The following is an 11,273-nucleotide window of genomic DNA, read 5'->3' on the forward strand; positions in this document are numbered from 1 at the left end:
AGGCTTCAGTCATTGCTGCTCGTGAGGCACGCAGTCGGCCTGCTCAGGTGTTGTTAGCCCCGCCCGTTCGAGCCAGGCGCGGATCGGTTCCCGGACGCTGTGATCGCGACAGCGCAAACTGCGCCGGATCGCCTCCGTCGGCCCGGTACTCTCGTCCCAGTGGGTCGCCAGCCCCGTCTGCGGCGGCACCAGCACCGGGAAATAGAGCAGTGGTGGCACCCGAGTACCATCGGGCATTCTCAGCTGTGCGCGGACCTCGGGATCGCTGACAGTGGCGAGCCCAAGGGCCGTCAGCACATCGACCTTGACCTGCCAGTGCTCGGCCTGCGCGGCGGGTGGTGGGTGATGGCTGACGAAATCGATCCACCGGAGCAGCAGCGAGCCATAGGCGCCCAGCGCGGCCCGCAGCCGTTGGGCTGCATCCGCACTGGGGCCTCCGTCCAGGATCTCGATCAATTGATCCGGTTCGATCCAGCGGGCGTCCGTCCGCGCCGCGAACGTCCAGAGCCGTTTGATGGCCACCGGGGCCTCCGCCGGCGGTTGGGTCAGGGGCAGGTCGCGGACGGGCAGGCCGGATGTGCCCGCCCCGTCCCGGACAGCGGAATCCGCGTCTGCGCGCTGGTCGGCGTTCGCCTCCGCTGTCGGCGACGCGGACCCGCCGAGCGGTGTTGGATCCGCCCGCAGCAGCGCTTGACCCAGTAACAATGCCCGTTCCCCTGCCGCCGAGAGGGACTCCTGCCCGGCGGTTGGCTGGGATCGAGTAGAGTCGGGGACAACGAGCAGATTCCAGCGCCGCTCCAGTTCTTCCCAGCGCGGCCTGCTCGAGACGAGCCCACCGGCGATGGCGCAACGGTCCGCGACCGCCCGGGGCAGGGGCAGCAGCAGGGCCGCGACGGCCTCAGGACTCAATGCCAAGGCGCTCGGCAACAGCGTCGCGCGGTCGCCGAGCAGGTTTCCGTAGGCCGCGGCGAGGTCGGCCTCGGTCAGCGCCGCGGCCAACGCGGACACACCGGATTGGATCGTTGCGCGCAGTTCATGTGCCGAAACGCTGATGTGGCCGTCGGCAGGGGCGGTGATCGCCAACCGATACCGCGTATCCACCCAGGCAGACTGTGGCGCGCGTTCCCACCAGACGGCATCGTCTCGCGCCCGCAACAAGGGCAGCAGGGCCAGCGCGACCGCTGCCGCTGGTAAGGATGGATCGGATTCGGCAATCAGCACCTGCTTCTCGCTGAAGCCCCGCCGGCCGAAGGCGTCGATGGCCCGACTCGGATAGGTACAGAACGCGCACCAGCGGCCCTGCCAACCACGCCAGTGCCATGACCGTTCCGGCCGATCCTCGGCCCCGAGGTTCAGCGTGATCGCAAGGTCATCATCCGCAGGGAACCCTGGGCTCGTGGCGAGCCAGCGGTAGTCGGTCGTGGCGCCGGGCGCCTTACCCCAGACCCCGCAGGAGAACCGCAGCTCGAAGGTCAGCGCTGCCGAGAGACCCGCAAGCGCGGGCCAAGCCAGCAGGTCTAGGGCTGTGCCCCGGTGATCTGATCCAAGATCCATTCAAAAGGCCGCTCCACATGGATGGTATTGGTGCCGGTCCACAGCGGACGTGGCGTCAGGTCATCGTCGTAGACCACCGTCGGTAACAGGATGCCGCAACGCGGCCGGACGCCTACCGCCGAAATCGGGAAGAACGCCACTCGCGCAACGTTAGTCTGGATAAATTCCAGCGACCGCGCATAACGTGTTTTGAGCTTCTTGTCCTTGAGGACGTCGACGAATCCTTGCGGGTTCTCCCTGGCGTGCTGAACGTCGTCGAAGTCATTGAGCAACCGGTCGCACATGGAGATGCAAACGGCTAACGGGCGATCAGGATTCGGCGCCCCTTTCCCATAGAGGGTCGTGACGATCTGCCTGATATAGGGATCGGCGTCGGTCCGCTCCGGATCGATCAGCAGCAATATCCCGTCGGTATCCTCCCGCAGTTTTGCCAGCAACGCCGATCCGGAGTCGCCATCGGTGCGCTGTCGACCTGCCGGGGCAAGATTTTCGTATTCCTTGCCGGCGCGATCTTCAACCACGATTCGCCAGCAGGGACCATCGTCCGTACGGCAGGCAATACATTCATAGCGTTCCGGAGTTTCGCTGGGGGTCGTCGCATACGGAAACCGATTTGCATCGAAGGTCTTCCCGATGAAGAAGCTCTGATCGCCGGCTTCCTGCACGGCCGTGAAGGACCACGAGCGTACCGACGAATCAGGACGCGGGATACCCAGCAAGGCCATCATCAGCGTGGTCTTGCCGGCACCCGCGAGACCCCAGACGGCAATGCGGATATTGGGAACGGGGACGGGCCTGTCGCCCGCCTCGGCAAAGGCTGTCCGAGCAACCATACCGACATCGATGAGGCCAGGATCGCGTCGCCTGAGGGCCGCAACCAACTGACGCGCCCGCCACGCTTGCGGGTCTTGGCCCTGGTTGCGCGGCAACTGCCCCGGTTTGTCGACCGCGCCACAGACAATCACGCGCCAGTGTCCCTGCAATTTCATCGCGTCGAGGCCCCGTGACGGCAGCCAGCCGACCACTGAGAGGTCATCCGCGAGCGTCCGTTCCAAGGGCAGCAACAGCGCCAGGATCGCAAGCGCGGACAGGGGTTGCCGCTGATGACAGAACGGGACCCAGGGGTCGCCGGCCAGGATGGCCGCATAGAGTGCAGTCAAGTCGTCGTCGGTCAGAATCCGCAGCAGGTCCGCAATGCCACTCTCCAACCGATCGGCCAATTGGTCGCGGTCAAGCTTGACGGACTCCGGCAATGCGGGCAGCGGCGACGACGGATCGACCCCATCGGGTCCGTCCGGCACCGCCAGCCCCGCAAGCAAGGCGGCCGCGACCAAGGCCGCGGGCACACCCTCGGGCCGTCGGCAGATCAGCAAGTGTTTCCGCAGCCCCGGCGAACCTTCGTGAGCGGGCGCGAAGGCCATCGCTACAAACCGGTCCTGACGGACCTGCCACGCGAAGCCTGCCGCCGGTGCGTCTTCGGCGCCCAAGGGGAGGTCAAGGTCCAGTCCGGCCCCGACCGGGTCGAAGCCGCCGCGGCCATGCCAGCCCGCTCCGTCCCAAGACGCCCGCTGAACCGGCAACTCCAGTGGCGTATCCAGGCCGCGGCCAGCCAGCGCTGGCCAATCGGTCAGTCTCGTTACCATGATCGTCAACTCTGGTCGGTGGTCGGCATTGGTTAACTCCGTCTGAAATCCGGCTGTATCGTGCCAGTCTCAGGGATGCTGTTGCAAGAACCGATCGATCTTGTGGAGTAACTTGGCGGGCTCCTCCGCGCCCGTCGCGATTTGCTGCTGAACCGTCGCCAACAACTGATTCGCGTCTTCGCTGCCGCGAAACGCCTGCAATTGCGTCAGGAGTTGATCCAGCCTAGCGAGGTCCTTTCGCTTCACTTGGTCCTCGATGCGTTTGATCAACTTATTTGCCCGCGCCAACTGTTGTTCTCTGACCGGCAGGTCCGCGACGGCCAGCGCGGTCCCATCGAGCAGATCCTCCACTCGCCCGCGCAGGAAGTCCGCCCGCAAGGCCACACCGTCAGCGACTGGCGCCCGATCGAACCGGGGCTTGACTGCGAGCCAGGTCCGGCGCGCGGTCGCGATCCGCTGATCGAGCTGCTCTTCCTGCGTCGGCAGCTCTTTCATCACCTCGCGCGCTTGCGCGAGTGCCTGATGTCGCTCTTCGACGGCGGCGATGAGATCTGTCAGATTTGCGGTGTCCCGGGGTTGGCTCGCGGCCGGATTGCGGAGCTTAAGCACCAGCTCCGACGCCGGCTCGCCATGCCCGAGATTGCCGGCCGACGCCTGCGTCAACCTGTGATGCATCTTTTCGGCGCAATCGAGCGCCTCGGCCTGCGCCTCGTTGTAGAGCACCCGGGCCGACTCCCTGGCTTGGCCCGCATACCTCAGCAGTGTCGGCGCGTCCGTGTCCGTCGGCAACGGCGGGACGGTCGTGGGCTGACTACGCAGCTTGGCGTGCGCTTTGGCGCGGGACTCCAGGCGCTCTGCAAGCGTCTCCAGTGCGATGCGCCACTGGCCCTCCCACCCGGCCAGCGCCGCTTCCCATTCCTCTAGCGGCTTGCGCTGCTGCTGGTTGTCGTTCCCAGGGGCTTGCAATGGCTCGCGCCAATCGGCCGGGGTACCGGCGTCTACGCCGGTCGCGGCCGGGAGGCTGGCGAGCGCCTCGCAACGCTCCTTAATGGCGGTGAGCCAACGCTCGCACCGGTCGAGCTCGTGCTGCTGTTCCACCACCCTCGGCAGATCGGCAAGGATCGCCTGCGCCCCGGTACGTGTTCGCAACTCGCCCAGGAACTGGTCAGCCCGGGCGAGTTGCGTGCAGCAATCCGGGAGCGGGGCGCGAGACTGCAACCCATCGATCAAAGGTGCCATTTCCGCCTGCAACCGGGCCTGGCAAGCGCCGAGTCGGTCCAGCCGGTCCTTCCACCAGCCGTCGAAGCGTCGGCTACCGTCCAGGGTCTCGCAGAGTGTCCTCCTGGCGCTGTCGTAACCTTCAGTCCAGTTCCTGAATTCATGCGCCGGATCGATGGCCGCCATGGCGAGTCGATCAATCTCGGGTGCGAGGCGCTCCGCCACCGCCTGGTTGGTCGCGGTGGTGTCCAAGAGCAGGTCGGCGACCTCCGTCCAGACTTGGCGCAATTCGCCCAATCGCTGGTCCCGCCAGGTCCGTGCCCGCTCCCGGAAGCCGCTGAGCAGGGCGTCGGCCTCGTTCAATGCTGCGACCCTGTCGGTCTGATCCCGGCTTTGGCGGAAGCGCACGTTGATGTCGGTGAAGGCGGTCTCGTCCGCGGGTCGACGCACCGCGGGCACCTTAACCTCTATCACCCATGAATAGAGCTGATCCAGGATATCACTCGGCGCACCGGCCGCGAGCGCCTCGGTTACAGGAGGGGAGGGCGGCGGCGGCGCCGCGGGTGAAGTCGTGGCTGCTGCCGATAACCCTGATGTGGCTGGAGCGGACGCGGCGGTCGGTCCTGACGGCGGCATACCCGTCGCCATCGGCGTGGCCTCGGACAGGATGCCCTGGACCTCGTCACGCAACCGCGCACAGGCGTCCGGATCCTCAGGGACGCCCGCGGCGAACCTGGCGCTGAAAAGTACATCGAATTCGTCTCGGCCCATGTTCTGCAACCGCGCCCGGTGCTCCAGTGCCTGCTGCAACACCACCACCAGGCCTTCAAGGCAGAGGGCTCGCCGGGACAGCGTATCCAGGGCAGACCGCGTCTGTCGTAAAACACCGGCATCGATCGAATCGATGCGCGCAGACTCGTCGATGGCAGCGAGGATGGCCGCCCGCTTACGCTCGATCTCCTGACCCAGGGGCAGGAATGGACCAACCGGGACTGGTGTCGATGCGGTCAGGCGTCTGCGGATGGACTGGCACAGATTGTCCACGGCACGAATCAAGCCAATTGCCTGATCCAGTCCGTCGAAGCGTTCCTTGATCGCCGCGAGTTCCGCGGCGCCGACCAGCAGCCCCGCCAGCCCCCGGCGTTTACGCTCGATCAGTGCCTTGAGCGCGTCGTACTCGCGCCGCCAGGTCACAGCCACCGCGGGTGCCTTGTCGCACGCGCCTCCGGACTCGCCCCAGCGCGTCAGCATCGCGTCAAGATCACTCAGTTGGCGCCGTCGCTCGGCGTTGAACATCGCGCTCTCCTCATCTCATGGTTCCGACCTTCATCACCGAACGGGGTACCGGACCCATCGACATCACGGGCAGCGGCACCGTCACCGGCACGGTCATACGTACTGCTCGATCAGCTCCAAGGCGTCCCGCCGACGCGGCAGCTCATCCGGGTTGTCCGCGAGGGCCGCCGGGGACCGCGTGCAGCGTTCGCAGCCGTCGTCGCTCGCGCAGGGACAGGCCGCCAGCCAGCCGCGGGCGCGTGCCAGCAGGTTCAATAGCAACGCATTGTCGTCCTCCAGCGCCTCGATCAAGCCAATGCCGCCCGGGAACAGATCGACGATGGCGATGCCGGACACTTTGGTACTGCCAATGGTCTCGCCGAGCACCGGCACCGCGTCGAGTGCATCCGCCTCCGCACCGATATGCACCGGCAGCATATGCCGCAACACCTGGGCCAGGGATATGAGTCCCAGACGCGCGGCGTCCGGCAACCGCAACACCAGTGCCCGCGTACGGAAGCGCTGGGAGATCGGCATCCGGTACCAGGTGATATCATCGACCGAGCCGGTGCCCGTGGTGAGGTTCGGAACCACCCGCCGCACCCCGTGGATCACCTCCAGATAGGTCGCAGCGACCGCAACACGTTCCAGCGAGCCCTTGTCGGTTTGGCCCCGGCCGAAGCTGACGGCACGACCGGTGGCCTCGATCTCGCGCAGGAGCGGTTTACGGATGCGCCAGGTCAAGGCAAAGCGGTCATCCTTCTCACACTCCAGCCATCCCAAATCGATGATCTTATCTAGATTCTGCCACTCGCGCACGCGATACCGCTGGCCCCGATACATGAACGCGCGTAGCGGGTAGGCCAGGATGGTCAGCCGCTCCGGGTCGATGCGCAGACGCACACCCCGGTCCGGCCCGCTGTCCGTGGCCTCACGCACCTCGATGAGGTTGGTGCCGATGGTATCCAGCGGGCGGGCCTCATCGGTCGGAATCCGGTTCGTCTGGTACTCTACCTCCACCTGCAAGCGGTCGCGCGCGTCAAGGAAACGCACCGCTCGCCGACGCACCCTCTCCTTCGCCACCAGGTCATCCAGCGTCCGCTCGACGACGTCCTCGCGCCACAGGAAGGTGTTGAGTAAACCCTGCCCAGTATCTGGCATTTCGTTCAGCGCCAACAACAGATGTCGTTCCACGATCGCTGGATGCGCCTCCGCGCCAACCAACCGGCGCGCGGCATCGAAGCCGACCCGCCCGGAGCCGGTGTCGCCCAGTTGGGTGAGCAGGAAGTCGGCGTAGGGGTTGGCGGACCGCTGCAGGCCGACGTGGAAAGGGCCACTGCCGCCGACGCGCAGGCCTCCGCAGCAGACCATCTCCAGTAACGCGAGCAGATCCCGATCGCCGATCTCGGCCAGCCAGGCGAGGGCCCGTTCTCCCGACGGGACCAATCGGCCAGCGCCGTCCGCGGCAAGCACTTCCCGCACCTCACGTACCTCGGGCTCACTGACCGTCGGCGGTACCGTGACAGCGGTCGGCCAACCCTCCTCGACCGACACCAGCGTCGCGACCAGTACCGGAAAGCGCACGCGCTCGCGCAACCGCGCAGCACTCGCGAGATCGCCGAAAAAACGTTGGTGGCTGGTCAGCCGGTGCAATTGCACCGGATGCGCAAACGACCGGGGCACCAGCACCTCAGCGTTCGCACCGAATCGTGTCGGCAACAGGCGCTTGACGAACCGCGAGGCCTGATCGTCGCCCTGAAAGGCGCTGCGCACAAAGGCCAGCACCCTCACATCTTCGCGCCCGCGGGCATCCACCAGACGGTGCAGCCGGCGCGAGACGGCCCACATGTTGGCCCCAAGTACGCCGGTGTATTCATGCACCTGCCACCAGGCGATCATGCCGATGCGGCGCAAGGTGGCGGGGTCCCTGAGCATGGGCAACAGCAGGTCCGACAAGGCATTGGCATCGACGATCCACAGACTGGTCTGGCGCAGCTGCTCCAGCCGGCTGGTCACCACCGCCACCGCGTTCGGGCGGCCCAGCGCCCGCATGGCCTCCTCGAGCGCCGCCGCGAGCACGTCCGCGCCGTCGGCACAGACCACGAGCGTGGTCACATGCAGGCGCTCGTCCAGCAACAGCGCGCCCAGGGCAATGCCCTCGGCCTGGCCGCACAGGTCTGGCGCGTATACAACGCGCGCCAGGCCATCGCCGGGCACCGGGTTCAGCAGCGCGGCCAAGGCCTCGATCAGTTGTGGCGCCCCGCCGCCGAGACCGGCGCGCTCCAGCCGCCGGGCGAGTTCGCCCACGCCGGCACCGCGCGGGGCAGGCCAGGGGGGGCTGGCGGGGAGACGGATCAGCGTCTCCAGATCGACCCCGCGCCGCCGCAGCGCCGCCGGCCAGTCCAGCGGCTGGGGCGGTGGAGCGGGCGGCGGCTCGCTCGCGGTCTCGGGCCTCAGGGCAGTCCGCTGCGGGCCGCTGAGGGCCACCATCACCAGCGCGATCATGACCGTGCCGAGGCTGGCCCAGAGCGCGGCGGGATAACCCTGCGGTCCGCCGCCGAGCGCGCCGCTGGTCCATGCCAGCACGGCCCACAGTGGAAACGCCAGCAGCAGCACCCAAAGCCGCGACCAGCGTTCGCCGGCACCGTCGATAGAACTGCCGATGGAACCGGCAAGCCAACGCGCCTCGGCGTCTCGCGCTGGCGCGCCCGGGCCGCCGCGCCACCACCCCCAAGCCACCAGGAACGCAAAGACACCGAAGGGGATGGCCAGGGCGAGGAGAAACAGCTTGATGTCCCCCGCGCCGGCCGCGTTGCCGAAACCGGTGCGGTCGAAAAACCGGGGCCACCCCAGCGGCCAAAACCCGACGGGCAACCAATCGGCGAGGTAGCACAAAGGTAGCAGGACAAGCCAGCACCCACTCGTCCACAGCACCACGCTGGCCCACAGGGGTCCGGTGTCGCGATTGCGCTCCCGCCCCTGGGCCAGCCGGTCAACGATACCGGCGATCCCCTGCGTTGCCCCCAGCAGAAACCATGCAATCCAGAACACATAGTCACTCGCCAATTGCAACAGCAGCAGCAACAGATCAAGCACCTTCATTTGCCAACCCCGAGGGCGCCCCGCTTGACGCCGAGCAGCACCTTGATCAGATAGGCACGGGAGCCGTCCACGCCGGGCAGGATGTTGGCCTCGTCCAGGCCCTGATCGATCAGATAGAGCCTGAGTTCCGGGTCTTGATGCCAGACCCCGGGCATCAGGCAATACTGCGCCAGTGGTGGAACGCCTTCCTGTGTCCGCCAGGTGAACGCGGTCTCGAATTTCCCCGAGGCCGTCCAGTCCGCGATATCCCTAATGAACTCGGCCGCCTGACGCCGCCGCTGCTCGGCCTCCGCCAGTCCGCTGTCGCGATTGCGCACGCGGGCCTCATAATCGGCACTGAGGTCGGCGATGAAGCGGAACGGATTCAGAAACGCGTCGCTGTAGCGCTCGTCCCAATCGACGAAGGGTTCCTTCTCGCCCTGCGCGGTGCGGAAGTGGCCCTCGCCGACGGGATTGAGATCGAGCACGGTTTGGAGATCCTTGAGGCGTTTATGCTGGCGTCGGATACCGGTCACCTCGTCGGAGGTCGGGGCGTAGTCCGACGGCAGATTCCGGTCGTCGAGCGCGACCCCCTGCCAGCGCAGGAAGTTGCGCAGTTGCTCGCGCAGCCAGTGCAGTTCCCGACGGCGCTCCTGCAGGCGGGCCAGCACCCGGATCAGTTCCCGCGTCGCCTCGGAGCGGACAATGAGCTTCAGCTCATCGGTCGCACTGGCGACCAGCCCCCGCACAGTCGCGCGAATCTCGCCGCGGTGGCCGAGCAGCGAACGCAGCGCCGCTACCAGGCGACCCTGCTGCGGGTGCGCGAACGTCAGCTCGGTCCGCTGCACCCGTGACGCCAGCCGCCCCTGGGCCAGGAACTGCCCAGCCGCGGCCAGCAGCAGCCACAGTATCGGGCCAACCACCAGGATGTTGGCGAGGTCGGGTGGCACGCCGTACCCGCGCGAAAAATCGATAGCGATCGGCAACAACCCCAGGGTCAACAGCCCGGCGAACATCCACCACCAACCCTTCCGACGCATCTTCTCGGGTTCCAGACGCAGCTCGCGGTAGTGGATATAGCGCTTGTGCAGCGGCGCGAGGCGGGCGTTCAACGCGCGCAGTGCCTCCGACCAGCGCCCCTGGTCCTGGTTGCTCGCCTGGCGCGGACTGCCGGGTTCAGCGCCCAGTTGAGTGCCGGCACCCTCGATCGCGGCGATCACGGCGGACAGGGAGGCCGGGCGCTCCGGATGGTGCAGGGCCGCGACGACCGCTGCCGGGATGCGTTGTCCCAATGGCGTCAGGTGGTCGCGGTAGATCTCCCGCAGGCTCTCGTCCGCAAGCTTGCCGATACTTCCATCGACGCGCGCAAGCTCCTCCTCCAGACGCTCGGCGGCCCACCTCAGCCAATCCCGGTTGCGGAAGTCCCGCTCGCGCAACCGCCGCTCGAGCGCGAGCAGCTCGTCATCGGCCAGACCACGGAAGCGCTCGGCATGCACCAGCCCGTCGAGGGCCGCGGGCCGGAAGCCGTCCAGGGCTTCGAGCAGCGGTGCCGGCTCGACAGCCGTACTGTCGTCCGGGTTTCCTGCCAGGTGATCGAGCCATTGGATGGCAAAACAGGCGGCCGCGAGTCGGCACAACAGCACCGCGTTCCAGTCGGCGATGCGCACGCCAAAGGTCGCGACGGGACTTTCCCGCCCATCCGCCTGGAACAACGGTTGCAGTCGGTCGCCCCCGCGCTGCGCCTCGAACAGCAGCAACTCCAGGAACGCGCTCGCCTCGTCGGCGCGGGCCTGCCTGTCCCGAACGCCCGCGGTGGTCTGCCCGTCGCTGAGGTAGATCCGATCGCAGCCCAGTCGACCCTCGGCGGTGCGCCTTTCCCAATGCTCGACGAAGCCGCCGAGCGCCTCCCGCACCCCAAGTCCAGTGTCTGCGCGGTAGTTCGTGAAGTCCAGGATCAGAATGAAGCCGAGCCGCCGACCGGTCCCAAGGCCGCTCGCGAACACCTCCATCGGTTCCAACCGATCGAGCAGCTCGCTGAACAGCAGCTTTAGAAAACCGATCGTATCCAGGCTGTCGCAGCGGGCCACGGCGACCAGATCCAGACCCGGCAGGGTACCCTGGGCACCTGCGTTGGCGGATACCGCCATCAGTTCGTTCACGATCCCGGCAAGCCGGTCCACCGGTGGCTTGTCGCCGGCCGCCGGTCTCAGCACATCGATCTGCGCGAACACGTCGCGCAGCGTCTCGCTACCCCCCTCCCGTCCCCAATCCGCTGCCGACGGTGCGTGCGGGCCGCCACGATCGATCAGGGCCAGTGCGAGATCCCGGCGGCGGCCGTTCGTGCCGGCAGGCCCCGACACGCGCCGCTCCAGCACGCCGCGCAGGGCTGAATGCTCCAACACCCGCCGCAGTACGTCCGCGCCGAAGGCGCCCTCGCCGATCAGCAGGGTTGGGCGGGACGGGGGCAGCCGTTGCGAAGCCTTTGTGTCCGTCACATCGGGA

General features: G+C 67.2%; 5 protein-coding genes. All 5 read right to left on the reverse strand.

Annotated features, from left to right (window positions below; translation table 11 throughout):
• Positions 1-9: 9 nt before the first annotated feature.
• The 5 genes from THSYN_RS09945 to THSYN_RS09970 all read right to left on the reverse strand — a co-directional run bounded on the left by THSYN_RS09945 (position 10) and on the right by THSYN_RS09970 (position 11,266).
• Positions 10-1,554 (reverse strand): hypothetical protein, encoded by a 1,545-nt coding sequence (locus THSYN_RS09945; RefSeq protein ID WP_100919002.1) that lies wholly within the window; start codon positions 1,552-1,554, stop codon positions 10-12.
• On the reverse strand, positions 1,518-3,197 hold the full coding sequence (locus THSYN_RS09950; protein ID WP_157817564.1) for a P-loop NTPase family protein: 1,680 nt from the start codon (positions 3,195-3,197) through the stop codon (positions 1,518-1,520). The genes THSYN_RS09945 and THSYN_RS09950 overlap by 37 nt, the downstream gene beginning before the upstream one ends.
• Positions 3,198-3,266: 69 nt before the next feature.
• A complete protein-coding gene (locus THSYN_RS09960; protein WP_100919005.1) occupies positions 3,267-5,711 on the reverse strand; it encodes a hypothetical protein in 2,445 nt (814 codons plus the stop codon).
• 93 nt (positions 5,712-5,804) lie between these two features.
• Positions 5,805-8,792 (reverse strand): Zn-binding domain-containing protein, encoded by a 2,988-nt coding sequence (locus tag THSYN_RS09965; RefSeq protein ID WP_100919006.1) that lies wholly within the window; start codon positions 8,790-8,792, stop codon positions 5,805-5,807.
• Positions 8,789-11,266: an AAA family ATPase gene (locus THSYN_RS09970; protein ID WP_100919007.1), complete on the reverse strand. Its 2,478-nt coding sequence runs from the start codon at positions 11,264-11,266 to the stop codon at positions 8,789-8,791. The genes THSYN_RS09965 and THSYN_RS09970 overlap by 4 nt, the downstream gene beginning before the upstream one ends.
• Positions 11,267-11,273: the final 7 nt, after the last annotated feature.

Origin of the sequence: Candidatus Thiodictyon syntrophicum (assembly GCF_002813775.1) — a bacterium.
Taxonomy (GTDB): domain Bacteria; phylum Pseudomonadota; class Gammaproteobacteria; order Chromatiales; family Chromatiaceae; genus Thiodictyon; species Thiodictyon syntrophicum.

Coding starts and splice junctions, on each gene's coding strand:
- THSYN_RS09945 (WP_100919002.1), bottom strand. CDS start 1,554: ATGGATCTTGGATCAGATCACCGGGGCACAGCCCTAGACCTGCTGGCT.
- THSYN_RS09950 (WP_157817564.1), bottom strand. CDS start 3,197: ATGGTAACGAGACTGACCGATTGGCCAGCGCTGGCTGGCCGCGGCCTG.
- THSYN_RS09960 (WP_100919005.1), bottom strand. CDS start 5,711: ATGTTCAACGCCGAGCGACGGCGCCAACTGAGTGATCTTGACGCGATG.
- THSYN_RS09965 (WP_100919006.1), bottom strand. CDS start 8,792: ATGAAGGTGCTTGATCTGTTGCTGCTGCTGTTGCAATTGGCGAGTGAC.